The organism is Mycobacterium cajalii (genome assembly GCF_045809005.2).
Taxonomy (GTDB): Bacteria; Actinomycetota; Actinomycetes; order Mycobacteriales; family Mycobacteriaceae; genus Mycobacterium.
In genome coordinates, this window is the sequence record NZ_CM141436.1 from 2,538,269 (window position 1) to 2,555,731 (window position 17,463).

Sequence of the window (17,463 nt, forward strand, 5' to 3'; positions counted from 1 at the left end):
CGAGCTTTCCCCTGCGCTGGCGCAGGTGTTCGCCCTGCGGGGCGACAATCGGGCGGTGGATGCCGTCGACCCCCGGGTCGCCGAGGCCGTCGAGGCGCTGCGGCGCCACGACGCGGTCTTTGCCTACTTGCACGGCAGTCGCGCCGACGGCACCGCCGGCCCGGGCTCCGATGTCGACATCGCCGCCTACTTCGACGGGGCAGCGCCCCAGGGCTTCGAGGTGCTGTTCCCGGCCGGTGTCGATCTGTTGGTGCTGAACCGCGCTCCTCTGGAACTCGCCGGCCGGGTCGCGCTGCACGGGAAACTGCTCTTCGAGCGCGATCCCGGCGCTCGTGTGGTGTGGGAGGCCACGACCCGCAAGATCTATCTCCACGAGCTGCCGCGGCTGAGCCGGGCCCACCGGGAGTTCACGGACGCGGTGCGGCGCAGGGCCGGGGGCCACCGGCGGACAACGGCGATGCCATGAATGCGCTCGGGCGCCACGGGGGCTGCATGGCTGAGCTGTCCGATGCCATGCGTAAGGCTGTCGGCTTTCACAACGTCCTGGTGCACGAGTGCGTCGAGGTGTCGGACGCGATCGTGGAGTCCCGGCTGAGCGATCTGCCCGTGCGTCTGACCGCCGAACAGGACGCGCTGATCCGGTGTGCAGCCGAGGTGGAAGGGACCGATCTCACCAATTTCACGGTCACAGCAACGCTGGCGCATGCCCGCAACGTGTTGGCCGATCGCCGCCGGTTCGTGTTCGACGATGCGGCGTGGTCGAAATTTATGGCGGCGCTCGACCGGCCCGTGTCGCACAAGCCACGGCTGAAAGCGCTGCTCGCCGAGGAATCCATCTTCGATGCAGCGGAGTGAGCGGCTACAGCACGCCGCGCCCGATCGGTGAACGCGACGATCTCCTCCCATTTGACTGCGGCGAGCCCAGCTTGGACCACTACCTGCGTGCCCGAGCTTTGGCCGACCACGTCGAAGGCGCGTCTCGTTGTTACGTGACGTGTCGCGCCGACCGGGTCGTCGGCTTTTACGCGCTGGCGGCGGCGTCGGTGCAGCGCCGGGCGACGCCCGGACGAGTGCGGCGCAACATGCCAGAGCCCGTGCCGGTGATTCTGTTGTCCCGATTGGCGGTCGATCGCGCGGAACAAGGCAAGGGGCTCGGTGCGCATCTGCTGCGGGATGCGATCATTCGCAGCGTGCGCGCGGCCGGCCTGATCGGCGCGCGGGCGATGTTGGTACACGCCATCAGCGATGAGGCCCGCTCGTTCTACGCCCATTTCGACTTCGAGCCGTCGCCCACCGACCCGCTGCACCTGCTGTTGCCCATCAGGGACGCCGACGCGCTGACGCGGGCGTGAGGTGACCGCTTTCCTGCGCGACGGCCCGTCCCTGACGGCGCGCGCCGCGCGGGTAGCGTCGGGGCGATGTTCGACGCGATTGACGCCGCGGTGCGCCAGGTTCTGTCGGCGCGCGGCCCCATGACCGAGGACGACCTGCACGACGCGCTGGTCGCCGACGGCGTCGACCTCGGGCACGATGCCGAGGCGACGCTCGCGGAGGCCCTCGACGGGAACGCCGATCTGGTCATGCCCCTGGCCGACGGCCGGTGGGCGCTGATTCCGGCGGTGCTCGACGGCAGGGTGTTCACCCACCGCCTGGGTGAGGCCGAGGTCGCCCACGACCTGATCGAGTGGGGCCCCGACCTGGCGCCGGTGTCGATGCTGACCGAGTTGGACGCCTACCGGCGGCTCGCCGACGGCGCACCGATCGGCGACGCGTTTGCGCTGCTCGACGAGGACGCGGACGCCTTGGCCGCGCGCGGGGTGCCCGCGGCCGCGGTCGGCGGCGAGGGGGCCTTGCTGCTGCCGCCGGGGTGCCTGGCCGGCCTCGGGGTCCGCGCGGGCGATCTCGTCGGGTTGCGGGTCACCGCCGACGGTTTCGACCTCACGGTGGTCGTGGGGCCGGCTCCCTCGGCCGGCGGCGCGGCGCTGGCCGCCCTGCTCGAGGAACACCCCGACCGGCCCGAGGTGCTCGACAACGCGGTGTGGACGGCGTGCGCCGACGACGAGGGCCTGTTCCGGGAGCCGACCACGCCGCTGAGCGAGCTGCTGGCGACCAGCGGGCTGGCCTGCGAGGGCGACTGGATCGCCCGTGCCGGTTTCGATTTCGCCGAGTGGCGACTCGACGCCCGGATCGAGTCGATCAAAGAGCGCTACGAGCTCGACGACGACGAGGCCCTGGCCGTGCTGGCCGTGGTGGGAATCTACGAACAGGTTCTCGACGCGGTCGAGGGCATGCGGAGCGCGGAGACCGCGCCGCCCGCGGATGGCGAGGTGGCATTGGATCTCGACCGGGAGATCGCCGCTGCCGCCCTGGAGTCGCTGGCCGAGCCCGCCGTCGCGGCCGCCGCGCTGGACGAGATGGACGTGCACGACGACCAATCCGCCGCCGCGCTGGGTGTTTTCGCCGAGACGGCGGAGCCGCTGGCGCCGCGCGCGGCGTGTCCCGCGCTGCGCTGGATGCGGGCCAAGGCGCTCGAGGCGCTCGGCGGCTGCGAGGAAGCGGAAGCGACGCTGCACACCGCCGAGTCGCTGGATCCGTCGTGGCCGCTGACACTGCTGTCGCTGGCCCGCTATGCCGGCGACCGCGGCGACGCCGAGCGTGGCCTGGCGCTGCTGCGCCGCGCGGGGGCGCCCGACGACGACGAATTGGTGCAACTGTTCGAGCGGTTCCGCCCGGCGCCCCGGGCCGGCCTGGGCCGCAACGAACGCTGCTGGTGCGGGTCGGGCCGCAAATACAAGGCGTGCCACCTCAACCGCGAGCAGTTGCCGCTCGAGCAGCGGGCCGCATGGCTGTACCAGAAGGCCACCACCGACCTGCTCGACGGAGCGTTCGGGTCCCTGTTCGTCGACGCCGCCGAGGCCCGGGCGCAGTACGGGGACGACCCCGAGGCGCTCGTCGCCGCGTTCGGCGATCCGCTGGTCTGCGATGCGGTGCTGTTCGAGGGCGGGGCGTTCGCCGAGTTCCTCGACACGCGCGGGTTCCTGTTGCCCGACGACGAGCGCGCGCTGGCCGAGCAGTGGCTGCTCGTGCGGCGTTCGGTGCACGAGGTGCTCGACGTGTCACCCGGCCAGGGATTCCTGCTGCGTGACGTGCGCACCGGTGAGGTGTGCGAGGTGCGCGAGCGCACCGCCAGCGCGCGGGTGCGGGTGGGCGAATGCTATTGCGCCCGCGTCGTTCCCGCGGGGGAGACGATGCAGATCTTCGGCGGGATGGAGCCGGTGTCACCGGGCGAGCGTGACGAGCTGATCGCGCTGCTCGACGACGAGCCCGACCCGGTGGACCTCGTCGCGGCCCTGTCGCGCCGGTTCGCCCCGCCGGTACGGTAGCCGAGGCGGCCCGCGGGTTGGCCGCGACCGTCACCGACTGCTGCCTGATCGGCTCTACGAGTCTTCGAGGCGGAAGCCGACTTTCATGGTCACCTGGTAGTGGCCGACGGCTCCGTCCTCCAGGTGGCCGCGAATCGACTCCACTTCGAACCAGTCCAGGTTGCGCATCGTCTGCGCCGCTCGTGCCAGGCCGTTGCGGATAGCCGCGTCTACGCCGTCGGGTGAACTTCCGACTATCTCGATCACGCGATAGGTGTGATTGTTCATCGCTCTACCTTCGCACCGGCCGGTTCGCGAAGGCTGCACAGATCGGGATTGTGTCTCGGCGGATCGGTTGCTGGCTCGGCAGACGCATCGATCGCTCGTAGGTTGCTGGCCGGTGGATGAAGAGTTTGCGATTCGGGTCCGACAACGGGGCGGTTCGGGTTACGCTCCGAGGCAACTGCGGTGGGGTTCGCTGTGTTCCGCTGCCGTTTCGCGGGAGAAAAAGGGGGAAAAGTGAGCCGACCCCTCGGGATGCGTCGACGCGGGGTTTCGACGTTGCGGGAGCGCTTATCGGCGCCGGCCGCCCGGGAACGCCAGAGTTCATCGGACCCGGGCTCGACGTTGGCCGCCGCGGGACCTCCTAGCCGGTTTATCCGGTTTATCCAGCTGTTTGGGCTTCCGCGAACGTTCGCCGCGATCGTCGTGCTGTCGGCGCTTGTCGTCGTGCCCACGTTGTGGGTGGGCTTTTACGCGGATGATTACAGTTTGATCGTCGAAATCGAGCATAAGGTGCCGTCCCTTGCACACCGGTCTCCGCTCGACCTCTATCATTTTGCTTCCGACCGCACCGAGGTCGAACGACAGATTCGGGACGGGCCGACTCCGTGGTTCAGCGATCCCGGTTCGACGATGCACTTCTTCCGGCCGCTGACGAGTCTCGTGTTTGCTCTTGACCACAGTCTCTGGGGTTACCACGCGGCGGGCTACCACATCACCTCGGTGCTGCTCTACGTCGGACTTGTTCTGTGTGTGGGCCTCTTTTTCCACATCGCTCTCGGCGTGCGCCGACCAGGCTCGTCGGCAGTGACGGCGACGCTCGCAACTCTGCTCTTTGCCGTCGACCCGCATCATGTGATGCCCGTCGACTGGATCTCGTCCCGCCACTTCGTGGTCGCTGCTATCCCGGCGGTGCTCGGCCTCGCTGCCCACGTGCGATTCGTCCGCGAGGGTTGGGGCCCGGGTCTCTGGCTTGGCCCGATCGGCGTCGTCGCGGCGTTGCTCGGCAGCGAGGCCGGTGTGGGCGCTGTCGTTTACTGGCTGGCTTTCGACGCGTTAGGCCCGGCACCGCCCGAGCGGTCGTCGCCCCGCTCGCGCCTGTTCTCGAGCATGCCGGTAGTTGCGATCACCACGGTTTATTTAGGCGTCTATACATTTTTCGGTTTCGGCTCGCGCGGCGGTGCATATTTCGATCCCACCAAAGAACCACTCGGTTTCTTGCGTGCCGCCGCTCAGCGGGTCCCCATGTTGGTGGGTATCGCGTTATCGGGGATTCCAGAGGCGGCCCAGGCGGTGCCGGCGGTTATTTTCGTCGTGCTTGGATTTGGCGCCGCGCTTATCGCGTTTGCGCTCTATCGGCTCGCGCGGCCTGCCGTCTGCGATGCGGAGCAAGCCGCGCTGCGGTGGTTGCTCCCGGGGGCTGTGTTCGCGTTGGTGTTGACAGCTGGCCCTCCCAGTGCGCGGTTGATGCTCTTTCCGAGCATCGCAAGCGCGTTGTTCGTTGCCATCTTGATCTACCGCGGCAGCCAGCAACTGGCCGCCGCACGCCCGCAATCGACGCTGCGCGCTGGGCGCTGGTTTCTCGTTGGGGTACACCTCGTCCTTGCCCCAGTGGTGTTCGTGGTCGCCACCACGCAACTTGCCGATGATGCCCGCGGGGAAAGCGATGCCTTCGTCGGAGCCGAGTTCGACCATTCTGCAACACATCACGTGATCGTTCTGGCGGCCCCTGATATGGAAGCGTTCTACGCCGGTGCGATCGCCCAGGCGCTTCAGCCACAGGCGTTGAGTGGTTGGCACATCTTATCCATCAGCGACAGCGACCATCGCTTTACGCGCACCGGCGTGGCCAGTTTCCGGCTGGACGTTGTCGGCGGCGCACATGGACCCGGCGGGTGGGATTCGCTCCGCGAGGCCCCTCGGGTTGGTCGCCACGTGGAACTCACCGGTGCTGCGCTGACCGTCCGCACCGTCGAGGGTCGTCTGCCCACATCCCTCGACGTGACGGTCGATGTCCCTCTAGATAGCCCTAGCCTCGCATTCGTGATCTGGCGCAACGGCCGCCTCGTCCGGTTTGTCCCCCCTCCGGTAGGGGTCAGCGTTGAAGTTCCTGGCGGCCATGGAGCTTGACGCAGCTAGTTGGCCAGGGATGTCCTTGACAGGGCTTGCCGCCTTAGGATCCGTTGAATCGCGGCGATTGTAGGCGGCGGTCCGGGCGTGCGACCACGGCCTCGACGGTCGAGAATCTGCCGTTTGGAGCGCGCAGTCGACCCTGATCAGTTAGTGTCTGTCCGCGGTCGTGTTGATCGGGTGGATCGCCAGTTCGGCCGGTCTGCTTATCTAGAGTCAGGGCGTTGCTATCAGGATGATGAGATGGGATTGGGTTGGCGCGCTCGGGCGGCGATTGCGTTCGTCGCCACCGCTGGTGCTCGGCGCAGTCAGATCACCGAGGTTGGTGACCGGCGAGCGCTCCTACTCCCAGGAAGGCGAGGACCGGATCCTCGCTAGGCTGTTCGACTCGGCTCGCGAGGGCTTCTACGTCGATGTTGGTGCGCTCCATCCGATGCGGTTTTCGAATACCTTTCTGTTCTATCGTCGCGGGTGGCGGGGTGTGAACATCGACGCTATGCCAGGCTCGATGCGCCTTTTCGAAAGATGCCGGCCTCGAGATACCAACGTAGAGGCCGGCATTGGGCTTACTGCAGGCTCGATCCCTTTCTACGTGTTCAACGAGCCCGCTCTCAACTCGTTCGATCGAGAGCTTTCGGAGAGCCGCGACGTCGCTCCATACAAGATCCAAAAGGTCATCGATGTGCGCGTTTCGCCGCTCAACGAGGTGTTGGGCGGTTGCCTGCCGCACGGCAATGTACCGTCCTTCCTGACCGTCGACGTCGAAGGTAGAGACTTGGACGTCTTGAGATCCAACGATTGGTCGGCCTTTCGGCCTACGTACGTCCTCGCTGAATGCCTGGGCATGACCGTAGAGGAAGCGATGCAGGGGCCGGTGTCGGAATTTATGTCCTCCGTCGGTTACCACTTCATCGCCAAGACCGTCAATACTGCGTTTTATCAAGCCGGGGACTCCCGATGACCGCCCCTCTCCCGGCTCCACCACGCCTGCCCGGTGTACCGAATCCCGTATCGGACTCCTTGTGAGCGGCCACCGGCACTGCATAACCCACGACCCGAGGCATTCAGGTACTTCACCATGTAGCAAACCAGCTGCCCCACCGAAGTAGGTCGAGGTTCCCTGCTTGCACCGTTGGTCGCCGGGAATGGGCGAGATTCGGTCAATGCCGGAAAAAGGCCCTCGGATCCGGGCGAAAGCCGCACGGGCACCTGGCACGTTGCGAGAGTATGGGCGGCGATCCGATCGAGCGGGGAAGGGGTCATCTTGAAGATTTCGGTGATCGGGTGCGGCTACGTCGGCCTCGTCACGGGTGCCTGCCTGGCGGACAGTGGCAACGACGTCGTCTGCGTCGATATCGACCAAGCCAAGGTAGACCTACTGCTAGCCGGAGGAGTTCCGATCTACGAGCCAGGCCTGGCTGAGCTGATCGAACGCAACCGGGAGAGCGGGTGCATCGACTTTACGACCGATCGCCGCCGAGCGGTCGAGCACGGAGACGTGATCTTCATCGCCGTCGCAACGCCGATGAGTGAGAGCGGCGAGGCCGACCTCACGTACGTGTATTCCGCGGCCGAAGACATCGGCTCACATATGGACCGCTATAAGGTCGTCGTGGACAAGTCGACCGTCCCGGTGGGCACGGCCGACCAGGTTCGGGCGATCATCCGCTGGAAGGCCAAGCACGATTTCGACGTCGTGTCCAATCCCGAATTCCTCAAAGAGGGCACCGCGATCAGCGATTTCATGAAGCCCGACCGCGTGGTAGTCGGCAGCGACTCGAAGCGCGCCATCGAGGCCATGAGAGAGCTCTACGAGCCGTTTCTGCGCACTTTCAATCCTCTGATCACCATGGACATCAGAAGCGCCGAAATGGCGAAATATGCGGCGAACTGTTTTCTCGCAACGAAGATCTCTTTCATCAACGAGATCTCGAACCTGTGCGAAAAGGCCGGCGCCGACATCTCGGCGGTGCGTGAGGCGATCGGCGCGGACCGGCGCATCCGCTACGAATTTCTATTCCCCGGGGTGGGCTATGGTGGCTCCTGCTTGCCGAAAGATGTTCAGGCGCTCATACATACGGCCGCCGGTCTCGGTTCGGACATGCAATTGCTGCGCGCTGTCGAGCAGGTCAACGCCGGCCAGAAAGCCACCCTCGTATCCAAGATCGTCGCCCATTTCCGGAGCGAGCCGCCTGCGGGAAGCCTGGAAGGCTTGCGTTTCGGACTCTGGGGCCTCAGCTTCAAGCCCCAGACCGATGATATGCGGGAGGCGCCTTCCGTAACCGTCGCGAGCAGGCTCGTCGAACTCGGGGCGGAAGTGCGGGCCTTCGATCCCGAAGCGACCTTGCAGGCGAAGAAGGTGTTAGGAGCTTCGATTGAGTACGCCGACAACATGTACGAGGCCGTCGACGGCGCCGACGCCCTGGTGCTGGTCACGGAGTGGAAGCAGTTTCATCGGCCATCTTGGCAGCGCCTCAAGTCGATAATGCGTGGCTACGTAGTGTTCGATGGGCGAAACATCTATGATCCTAAGCGCCTTCGGGCCGAGGGGTTTGATTACTACGGCATGGGCCGGAACTGGGACTCTAAGGAGAGCAAATAAGTGAAAGCCCTCGTCGCGGGCGCTGCCGGGTTCCTGGGATCCCACCTGTGCGATCGTCTTCGCCACGACGGCTTCGAGGTGCTCGGGCTCGACAACTTCTGCACCGGCCGCCGCGAGAATATCAAGCACCTTGAGAGTGACTCGGGCTTCCGGTTCTTCGAGCACGACATCACGCGGCCGATAGATGCGGCTGTGGCGGGCCCACTAGATGTCATCTTCAACATGGCCTGTCCCGCTTCGCCGCTCACCTATCAGCGAGATCCTCTGTTCACGCTCGAGACGAATTACGTGGGGATGAGGAACTTGCTCGAATTGTCGCGCGACAAGGCCGCGACAATATTGCAGGCATCGACTAGCGAGGTCTACGGGGACCCCACGGTTCATCCTCAGGTCGAGGGCTACTGGGGCAACGTGAACTGCTTCGGCGTACGCAGCTGCTATGACGAGGGCAAGCGTGTTGCGGAGACGCTGATGCTTGAGTACGCGCGTCGTTACGGTGTCCGGATCAAGATAGTTAGGATTTTCAACACCTACGGTCCACGGATGGACCCCGAAGATGGCCGGATCGTGTCGCGGTTCATCGACCAGGCGCTGCGGGGTGAACCGATCACCGTTTTCGGTGACGGCAGCCAGACTCGGTCGTTTTGCTATGTCGACGACCTTATAGAGGGGCTGATGAAAATGGCCGCGAGCGGTCCGTCATTCACTGGGCCCGTCAATCTTGGCAGCCCAGGGGAATTCACCGCTAACGAGGCTGCCACTCTGATCAAGGAAATGACTGGCTCCGGCTCGGAGATCGTCTACCAGCCCCTGCCGCCGGATGACCCGAGACAGCGGAAACCAGACATCAATCTCGCTGAATCCGTGCTGGGCTGGCGTCCGCAGATCCCATTTGCGCAGGGAGTTGCGCGCACTATCGAGTATTTCAGGGGGATGACTGAAGGGCGCCCCGCGTCTTCAGAATCGGTTTAAGGACGGGACTGTGACAGCAACGACGACCCCGGTCGTCTTCATCATCTTCAACCGGCCGGATACCACGAGGCAGGTCTTCGAGGCGATTAGGGCGGCGAAGCCGAGGAAGCTGCTGGTGGTCGCCGACGGGCCCCGCGAGAACAGGCCCGGAGAGGCTGAGAAGTGCCTGGCGACACGCGGAATCATCGACGGAGTCGACTGGGATTGCGACGTTCAAAGGAACTTTTCGGAGACGAACATGGGCTGCCGGCTTCGTGTCTCCACAGGCATCACTTGGGCCTTCGAACTCGTCGACAAGGCGGTCATCTTGGAGGACGACTGCATTCCATCTGCATCGTTCTTTCACTACTGTGCCAACCTGCTTGATCGCTATGAGGCAGACGAGCGCGTCATGATGATTTCCGGGGACAATCATCTATTTGGACAAGCGCAGACGGCGGATAGTTATTATTTCTCCCGGTATCCGCACGTGTGGGGATGGGCCACGTGGAAACGGGCCTGGCAGAAGTACGACCTCAACATGTCCGACTGGCCGGAGATCAAAGAAAGGCGGCTTTTCGACCAGTATCTTCCGACCATGAGCGAGCGCGATCACTGGGAATCCGCCTTCCAAAGCGTATATGACGGCAACATCGATACCTGGGACTATCAATGGGTCTACAGCATATGGGCGAATTCCGGCCTGAGTGTTAGTCCTGCGCGGAATCTCGTACGGAACATCGGCTTCCATGCAGAGGCGACGCACACAAAAGGTGGCACCGTCTACGCTTCACTGGTGGCCGAGGAACTCGACTTCCCGCTGGCCCATCCGACGACCGTGTTGGCGTGCTCCGACAACGATCAGCTTGAGGCAAGGCTGCGGATCGCTCACTCGAACAACCTGCCGTATGGGGTGAACGCCGCCGCGTCGGCGCTCAGACTGCTGATCAGGAGGGCGATGCCGCATGGCCGAGTGCGTTCTTCTGTCTCCGAGGCAGCCGACGGCGAATCATCTCCAAAGCCGCCGCCACGATGAACCTCGGCAGCCGCTTCTTGAATTCCTGGTCCTGCTTGCTGCTGAGTCCGGACATGTCGTTGTAGTCCGCGACGATAATGTCCATATACCGGGTGACCAGTGCTGGGTTGGAAAAGCAACGGACGTTGAAATCCCAATCGGCCCAGAGCTTATAGCGCAGATTGTAGGGTCCGATACCGGCGAACAGCTCCTGGCGGTAGAAGATCGACTGGTGGCATATATTGATGTCGAATAGCAAGCGGTCGAGGTCGAACTCGCCGGCATAACGTGCTGAATCTGAGCGGTGCACCACGTCGCCGTAAACCAGATCGCTGGGCTCGTGTTGGTCGATGAAGGCCGCTACTTTGGCCAGTGTCTCCGCCTCGTGAAGGGTGTCGTCAGCGCCCAGAAAAATCAACCAAGCGCCGCTGGCCAGCCCGATGCCTTTGTTCATGGCGTCGTAGGGGCCTTGGTCGGGGCCGCTGTGAACGACGAGACGCCTGCCGAGGATAGGGGCATAGCTGTCCGCGATATCGCGGGTCCCGTCCGTCGATGCACCGTCAACCAGGACCACTTCGAAGTCATTGTGCGTTTGGCCCGCGATGCTGTCGAGGCATGCTCGTAGGGACGATTCCACGTTGAAGGTCGGCACGACGATCGAGAAAAGCGGTGCTGCCGTAGGCATTTCAGTCAATCGCTTTCACGAAAGAAGATGCCATCTGCCTGCAGCATCCGCCCATTACGCATATCTGTGAAGCAGGGCACCAATCCGGTAAGCGTAAAGCCCAAGGAATAAGCGAGATCCAAAGCTTCGCGAATAAGCATGCTGCCTTCGTACAGCGGGGTGAATGAGAGCTCTAGTTGCAGGCCGACGCAACGATCACTCACCGTGGACTCACCGCCCGCGAGCACTTGTTTTTCGAATCCTTGCACATCGACCTTGAGAAAAGCTACGTCGCGCGGCGTCAGAACTTCCGCCGCGACGGAATCTAGCTGGCGGATTGGCACTTCTTCCGTGCCGACATAATTTGCCGGAGGGAATGCGTCTTGATGACTCTTCAGCATTGGCAGCACGGAACTACTTTCCCCTGCGTTCCCTGCGACGTTTATTTGAATCGTCCCATCGCTGTCGCCAAGCGCGTATTGGCGACACTCCCAAAGCGGATCCTTCGACGCCCTGGCGTTCAGGAGCGAGAACGGCCCGGCAAGCGGTTCAAACGAGACCACGCGGCCTTTGAAGTCCGCCTTGCGGAGCCCGGCGGCGTATTGCCCCGAGTTGGCCCCGATATCTAGGACTACGTCTACGTGGTGTGATGTGAGCTGGTTGATGAAATTGCGCGTCGAGTCCAGCTCAGGATAGTAGCGCGACACCGCTATGCCGGTGAGCATACGGGCACGGTGCAGCAAACCCATTGCACGACAGTAACAAACCAATGAGGTTGCGCAGAATCGCGGGTCGCCTTGCGCCCGAATCATCGCCTCGCCGCGGCGGCGTTCTCCCGATACCACGCGACCGTGGCTTCGATGCCCTCACGCAGCGCGATGTGTGGTGACCATCCGGCCTCTCGCAACACGGAGACGTCCAGCAGCTTGCGGGGTGTGCCGTCCGGTTTGGTTGAATCCCAGCGGGTTTCGCCCGAGTAGCCGACCGCCGCGGCCACCATTCCGGCGATCTCGGCGATGGAGTGATCAACGCCGGTGCCCACGTTGACGTGACCGGGTCCGTCGTAGTGCTCCAGCAGGAACAGTGATGCGGCGGCCAGGTCGTCGACGTGCAGCAGCTCGCGTCGGGGTGTCCCGGTGCCCCAGTTCGTGACCGACGGCGCCCCGGCGGCTTTGGCCTCGTCGTAGCGGCGGATCAGCGCGGGCAGCAGGTGCGAGCCGGTCGGGGAGAAGTTGTCGCCCGGGCCGTATAGATTCGTCGGCATCGCCGAGATCCATGCCAGTCCGTGCTGGCGCCGCATGGCCTGCACCTGCAGGATGCCGGCGATCTTGGCGATCGCATAGGCGTCGTTGGTGGGCTCCAGCGGGCCGGTGAGCAGCGCGCTCTCCGGGATCGGTTGCGGACTGAGCTTCGGGTAGATGCACGAGGAGCCCAAGAACAGCAGTCGCGGCACCCCGGCGGCGAGGGCGGCGTCGAGCAGGTTGACCTGGATCTGCAGGTTCTCGGAGAGAAAATCGGCCGGATAGGTGCTGTTGGCCAGGATGCCGCCGACTCGGGCCGCCGCGTCGATCACCACCCGCGGCTTGGCGTCGAGCATGAAGTCGAACGTCGCGGCCCGATCGGTCAAGTCGAGATCCGAACGTGGCCGCACCACCAGGTTGGTGAATCCCTCGTCGCGAAACCTGCGCACGAGCGCGGACCCCACCAGCCCGCGATGCCCAGCGATGTAGACCGGTGCCGCCCGGTCTAGGACGCCAATCGTGTTGTTGGCTTTCATGTTTGGCCGGGAAGGGTCGGCGTGTCGATCCATGGCGTGCCCTCGCACCCCAAAGCGGCGATGTCGGCGTCGACCATCAGCCGTGCCAGCTCGGCGGTGTGGATGGAGGCTTTCCATCCCAGCTTCTCCGACGCCTTGGAGGCATCGCCGATCAGCGAATCCACCTCGGTGGGCCGCAGGTAGCGTTCGTCGAACTTGATGTGCTCCTGCCAGTCGAGCCCGGCATGCTCGAACGCGGTTTGGGCGAACTCGCGCACGGTGTACCCGCGCCCCGTCGCCAGCACGAAGTCCTCGGGTTCGGGCGCCTGCAGTATTCGCCACATTCCCTCGACGTACTCCGGCGCGTAGCCCCAGTCGCGGACGGCGTCGAGATTGCCCATATAGAGCTCGGACTGTTGGCCGGCCTTGATCCGCGCCACCGCTTGCGTGATCTTGCGGGTCACGAACGTCTCACCGCGTCTCGGTGATTCGTGGTTGAACAGGATGCCGTTGACGGCGAACAGCCCATAGGCTTCGCGGTAGTTGCGCGTTGCCCAGTACGAGTAGACCTTCGCCGCGCCGTAGGGCGACCGCGGGTAGAACGGTGTCTGCTCGCTTTGTGGCGGCGGGGACGCCCCGAACATCTCCGAGGACGACGCCTGGTAGAAGCGGCAGTGCACCTTGGACAGGCGCACTGCCTCGAGCAGACGCATGGATCCCATGCCCGTGGTGTCACCGGTGTGTACCGGTTCGTCGAAACTGACTCGCACGTGGGACTGCGCCGCGAGGTTGTAGACCTCGTCGGGTTCGATAGTGCTGAGCAAAGTGACCAGCCGAGTGCCGTCGATCAGGTCGCCGTAGTGCAAAAACAGGCGGGCGCCCGCGTCGTGCGGGTCGACATAGAGGTGATCGATGCGCGAGGTGTTGAACGTCGAGGCGCGACGGATGAGGCCGTGGACCTCATATCCTTTACGTAGCAGCAACTCGGCGAGGTAGGACCCATCCTGTCCGGTAATCCCTGTTATGAGCGCTCGCTTCATTCGGCTCCCACTCCTGTCAGTGCACGCTCGTCAGCGGATTCCCGGCATCCCCTGGTGGCTGTCTGACTCCATAAGTGCCAAGACGGCGGGGCGCCTTCGGTTCATAGTAGATGGGGTAGGCGATCTCACTGAGTTATGGCCTGCGCTGGCTCGCGTTCGCCGTGGTGTACGAGATGGAGGCCCCGTTGCCGCGGCGACGTTCAAGGCCGATCCGATGGCGCTTCCCCGGCCAGCTGGCCATCGAGTGAGGTCAAACAACCGGCAGCGCCGTTTCGTACAGCAACGGTTTCCACTGCGCTACAGGAACTTGACCATTGACAGAATATGAGTTCGGCGCCATAAGCGCCTAGGTACGCAATGGTTTGCGTCCCGCCTCAACGCGAGGCTGGGAGTAGGGGGCAGTTCGGATGTCATCAAGACCGATGGTGCGGCGGGGCTCAGTCCGGCGTCCGAGCAAGTCGGCCGCGACCACGGTCTCCGGGAGCCCGCGAACCGATTACCGGCGCCAGCAGGGAGGCCGTTGCTAAGATGGCCGCGGTCGAAGGCGACAGTAATGGTTCCCTGCGTGCGCTGGTCGGGCGTGTCAGATGCGATGGTCGTAGCGTACGGTGTAACCCTTCTGTTCCTCTTGGTTGCAGATCCGCAGAAGGCTCGTGGGAGGGTTCGATACCGTGTTGTGCCGGATCTGCACTTCCAACACCCAGCTGGCGTTCACCCGTAAGGTCCTTGCCAAATACGACTGCCGGTACTACTTCTGTCCCAATTGCGGCGGCCTTCAGACGGAGGAGCCCTACTGGCTGGAGGAGGCCTACGCCAGCCCGGTGGCATCAGCTGACACGGGGATTCTAGTGCGCAACCTAGACCTGGCCCAAGCGACATCGTTGGTCCTGTTCTTCTTGTTCGACCGGCGCGGCCGTTTTCTGGACGCCGCGGGCGGCTACGGCATTTTCACCCGTCTTATGCGGGACCTCGGTTTCGACTATTACTGGACAGACAAGTACTGCCCCAACCTCACCGCGCGTGGTTTCGAGGCAGATGAAAGTTCTCGCCTGCCATACACGGCGGTCACAGCATTCGAAGTGATGGAGCATCTTCCGGACCCGGTCGCGTTCCTCGCTGAGCTGCTAGAAAGCACGGGTACCGACACGATCATCTTCACCACCGAACTCTTCGCTGGCGAGCCCCCAGCTCCGGAGGCATGGTGGTACTACTGTTTCGCCACCGGGCAGCACATTAGCTTCTATCAAAAATCAACGCTGGAGCTCATCGGAAAGCGTTTTGGCATGCGTTTCCACAGCTCCGGTACGCTGCACGTCTGGACTCGGGCGAAACTCAACCCGCTAGCCTTGCGTCTGCTCAGCTCGCCGCAGGTTTCCGGACTTCTGCGAAACTTGCCGCCACGCATCCTTGGCTCCCGCACCTGGGCCGACCACGAGAAACTCATGGGTATCGATGGAGGGTAGTAGTTTGCGCACATCGCCCCGCCCGACCCGTCCCGCAGAAGTGGTCGAGGGTAGGAGATGAGAGCGCTCATCTGCGGCATCTCGGGTCAGGATGGCGCCTACCTGGCGCGCCTGCTGCTTGACAAGGGATACGAGGTCTTCGGCACCTCGCGCGATGCGCAGGTCGGTGGGTTCGCGAATCTGGTTCGCCTCGGAATACGCGATCGTGTGCGCCTGGAGTCGATGGCTCTTAATGACTTTCGCAGCGTGCTGAACGTGTTGCGCAGCACCGATCCGGAAGAAATTTACAACATGGCTGGGCAGAGTTCGGTCGGCCTCTCGTTTGAGCAACCAGTGGAGACTCTTGACAGCATTGCCCTAGGCACGGTCAACCTACTTGAAGCAATCCGCTTTCTGGACAAGCCCATTCGTTACTACAACGCCGGCTCGAGTGAATGCTTCGGAGACACTGGCGGACGCGCGGCTAACGAAAAAACCCCCTTCAGCCCCTGCAGCCCGTATGCAGTGGCGAAGGCTACGGCGCACTGGCTGGTCGCCAATTATCGTGTGGCATACGGATTGCATGCCAGCACCGGCATTTTGTTCAATCACGAGTCTCCCCTGCGTCCCGAGCGCTTCGTGACGAAGAAGATCATTGCGGCGGCTGTGCGCATCGCCAGGGGCGAGCGTTGGCGTCTGACGTTGGGTAACGTCGCGATCAAACGAGACTGGGGATGGGCGCCCGAATATGTGGATGCGATGTGGCGCATCCTGCAGCAAGACACTGGCTCTGACTTCGTGATCGCAACTGGGGAGAGTCGGAGGCTCGACGAGTTCGCGGCGGCGGCTTTCGAGCAGGTGGGGCTCGATTGGCGCGAGCATACAGATCTCTCGGATGCCTTGAGGCGGCCGTCAGATCTGGCCGAAGGCCTCGGCGATGCCTCCAAAGCGCGGGAGGTCCTCGGTTGGACGGCGACCTACACGATGCGCGACGTAGTCAAGGCGATGGTGGAGGCCGAGTGGGCTCGGGCTGACAGCCGGTGAAAGTCGCGTTCGACCATCAGATCTTCGCGCAGCAGCGATATGGCGGCGTTTCGCGGTATTTTTTCGAACTTGCTAGGCGCTTGCCGTCCGAGATCGTGTCCGACGTCTCGATCATCGCTCCGTTGCACATTAACAACTACCTGGCGGCTGATTCCGCCCATCCCGCTGTCCGGGGCAGGTATGTGCCGTACAGGTCCGGAAGTGCCGCCCGCGCCGTAGATCTGGTCAACCGGTTCGCAGTACCTTTGGCCTGGCGAGGCGTTAATCCGGACATCGTGCATGAGACATATTTCGCCACCAAACCAGTCGGCAGGGGTCGGCATCGTGTGGTGACGGTATACGACATGATCCACGAGCTTTTTCCCGACGAGTTTCCAGACGGAGAACGGGTGGCCGCTGCCAAGCGCGCCGCGGTGGGTCGCGCTGACCACGTGGTTTGCATTTCGGAGACGACCCGACGGGACCTCGTGCGCATTTTGGGTATCGATGCGGCGCGTACGAGCGTTGTGCACCTCGGTTATTCGATGACCAACGAGACGGACCTGACGGAGCCAAGCAGCGGTCCGCGCAGACCCACCCTTTTGTACGTCGGGAACCGCAGGGGATACAAAAACTTCGGGGTTGTCCTGCAGGCGTATGCCAACTCGGTGGTGTTGCGGGATTTCGAACTTATCGTCTTCGGCGGACACCCGGTACTGCCTGAGGAACAGCAAGAAATCGCTCGACTCGGCATCGCCGGTAGGGTGCGGTTCGAGTCTGGGTCCGATCGAGAACTCGCAGCCCGCTATCGGCACGCAGCTGCGTTTCTATATCCATCGAAGTACGAGGGGTTTGGCATTCCTCCTCTCGAGGCGATGAGCCATGGCTGCCCGGTCGTATGCAGCAATGCCGGCTCCATCCCAGAGGTAGTCGGGGATGCCGGACTGTTCTTCGAACCCGACGACGCCGAGCAATTGCGTGCGACCCTGGAACGCGTCGCGACGAGCGATGGACTGCAGGCGGACCTGCGAGCACGGGGATACGCCCGTCTCAACGCGTTTTCCTGGGAAAAGTGCGCGACCGCAACGGCCGAGATCTACCGCGAGCTCAGCTGAGGTCTGCCGCAGCCCCTTGGGTAGGCATGCCTGCATAAGAATGGCCCTTGGGTCACCCCGTGCGGGGAGGTGGTTCCTCTC

16 protein-coding genes and 2 pseudogenes are annotated in these 17,463 nt (G+C 63.6%); 13 read left to right on the top strand and 5 right to left on the bottom strand.

Annotated elements, in window-relative coordinates:
- Nucleotides 1–55 precede the first annotated feature (55 nt).
- The 5 genes and pseudogenes from ACJ512_RS12230 (at nt 56) to ACJ512_RS12250 (ending at nt 3,383) form a co-directional block, all read left to right on the top strand.
- Nucleotides 56–466, top strand: a complete 411-nt coding sequence (locus ACJ512_RS12230) for a nucleotidyltransferase domain-containing protein (protein ID WP_407685883.1) — start codon at nt 56–58, stop codon at nt 464–466.
- A pseudogene (locus ACJ512_RS12235) lies at nt 463–528 on the top strand (hypothetical protein); the annotation flags it as partial. The gene ACJ512_RS12230 and the pseudogene ACJ512_RS12235, both read left to right, overlap by 4 nt.
- Before the next feature lie 72 nt (nt 529–600).
- A pseudogene (locus ACJ512_RS12240) lies at nt 601–855 on the top strand (type II toxin-antitoxin system TacA family antitoxin); the annotation flags it as partial.
- Nucleotides 852–1,352, top strand: coding sequence for a GNAT family N-acetyltransferase (locus tag ACJ512_RS12245; protein WP_407685884.1), 501 nt, complete (start codon nt 852–854; stop codon nt 1,350–1,352). The pseudogene ACJ512_RS12240 and the gene ACJ512_RS12245, both read left to right, overlap by 4 nt.
- Before the next feature lie 66 nt (nt 1,353–1,418).
- Nucleotides 1,419–3,383 carry an SEC-C metal-binding domain-containing protein gene (locus ACJ512_RS12250; protein ID WP_407685885.1) on the top strand — a complete coding sequence of 655 codons (1,965 nt, stop codon included), beginning with the start codon at nt 1,419–1,421 and terminating at the stop codon, nt 3,381–3,383.
- 54 nt (nt 3,384–3,437) lie between these two features.
- On the opposite strand, the gene ACJ512_RS12255 is transcribed toward ACJ512_RS12250, so the two are convergent.
- Nucleotides 3,438–3,650, bottom strand: coding sequence for a dodecin (locus ACJ512_RS12255; RefSeq protein WP_407685886.1), 213 nt, complete (start codon nt 3,648–3,650; stop codon nt 3,438–3,440).
- Nucleotides 3,651–3,881: 231 nt separating this feature from the next.
- On the opposite strand from ACJ512_RS12255, the gene ACJ512_RS12260 reads away from it, so the two are divergent.
- The 5 genes from ACJ512_RS12260 (at nt 3,882) to ACJ512_RS12280 (ending at nt 10,363) form a co-directional block, all read left to right on the top strand.
- Nucleotides 3,882–5,774: a hypothetical protein gene (locus ACJ512_RS12260; RefSeq protein ID WP_407685887.1), complete on the top strand. Its 1,893-nt coding sequence runs from the start codon at nt 3,882–3,884 to the stop codon at nt 5,772–5,774.
- Nucleotides 5,775–6,099: 325 nt separating this feature from the next.
- On the top strand, nt 6,100–6,735 hold the full coding sequence (locus tag ACJ512_RS12265; RefSeq protein WP_407685888.1) for an FkbM family methyltransferase: 636 nt from the start codon (nt 6,100–6,102) through the stop codon (nt 6,733–6,735).
- Nucleotides 6,736–7,038: 303 nt separating this feature from the next.
- The gene (locus tag ACJ512_RS12270; RefSeq protein WP_407685889.1) at nt 7,039–8,376 is read left to right on the top strand and encodes a UDP-glucose dehydrogenase family protein; all 1,338 of its coding nucleotides are present in this window, start codon (nt 7,039–7,041) and stop codon (nt 8,374–8,376) included.
- Complete coding sequence (locus ACJ512_RS12275; protein WP_407685890.1) at nt 8,377–9,348, top strand: UDP-glucuronic acid decarboxylase family protein; 972 nt, start codon at nt 8,377–8,379, stop codon at nt 9,346–9,348.
- A gap of 10 nt (nt 9,349–9,358) precedes the next feature.
- Nucleotides 9,359–10,363, top strand: coding sequence for a methyltransferase type 11 (locus ACJ512_RS12280; protein WP_407685891.1), 1,005 nt, complete (start codon nt 9,359–9,361; stop codon nt 10,361–10,363).
- On the opposite strand, the gene ACJ512_RS12285 is transcribed toward ACJ512_RS12280, so the two are convergent.
- Genes ACJ512_RS12285 through gmd form a run of 4 tightly spaced genes read right to left on the bottom strand, consistent with a single transcriptional unit; the run spans nt 10,275 to nt 13,802 of the window.
- On the bottom strand, nt 10,275–11,027 hold the full coding sequence (locus ACJ512_RS12285) for a glycosyltransferase family 2 protein (protein ID WP_407685910.1): 753 nt from the start codon (nt 11,025–11,027) through the stop codon (nt 10,275–10,277). The two genes, ACJ512_RS12280 and ACJ512_RS12285, sit on opposite strands and share 89 nt — an antisense overlap.
- A gap of 5 nt (nt 11,028–11,032) precedes the next feature.
- Nucleotides 11,033–11,755, bottom strand: a complete 723-nt coding sequence (locus tag ACJ512_RS12290; RefSeq protein WP_407685892.1) for an FkbM family methyltransferase — start codon at nt 11,753–11,755, stop codon at nt 11,033–11,035.
- Between the two features lie 59 nt (nt 11,756–11,814).
- The gene (locus ACJ512_RS12295) at nt 11,815–12,783 is read right to left on the bottom strand and encodes a GDP-L-fucose synthase family protein (RefSeq protein WP_407685893.1); all 969 of its coding nucleotides are present in this window, start codon (nt 12,781–12,783) and stop codon (nt 11,815–11,817) included.
- Nucleotides 12,780–13,802: a GDP-mannose 4,6-dehydratase gene (gmd, locus tag ACJ512_RS12300; protein ID WP_407685894.1), complete on the bottom strand. Its 1,023-nt coding sequence runs from the start codon at nt 13,800–13,802 to the stop codon at nt 12,780–12,782. The genes ACJ512_RS12295 and gmd overlap by 4 nt, the downstream gene beginning before the upstream one ends.
- 653 nt (nt 13,803–14,455) lie before the next feature.
- Here gmd and ACJ512_RS12305 point away from each other — a divergent pair.
- From ACJ512_RS12305 to ACJ512_RS12315, 3 genes are read left to right on the top strand one after another with little or no spacing between them, the layout of a single operon-like run.
- Nucleotides 14,456–15,265, top strand: a complete 810-nt coding sequence (locus ACJ512_RS12305) for a class I SAM-dependent methyltransferase (RefSeq protein WP_407685895.1) — start codon at nt 14,456–14,458, stop codon at nt 15,263–15,265.
- 57 nt (nt 15,266–15,322) lie between these two features.
- Nucleotides 15,323–16,288, top strand: a complete 966-nt coding sequence (locus ACJ512_RS12310) for a GDP-mannose 4,6-dehydratase (RefSeq protein WP_407685896.1) — start codon at nt 15,323–15,325, stop codon at nt 16,286–16,288.
- On the top strand, nt 16,285–17,382 hold the full coding sequence (locus ACJ512_RS12315; RefSeq protein WP_407685897.1) for a glycosyltransferase family 4 protein: 1,098 nt from the start codon (nt 16,285–16,287) through the stop codon (nt 17,380–17,382). Before ACJ512_RS12310 ends, ACJ512_RS12315 begins: the two co-directional genes overlap by 4 nt.
- Nucleotides 17,383–17,463: the final 81 nt, after the last annotated feature.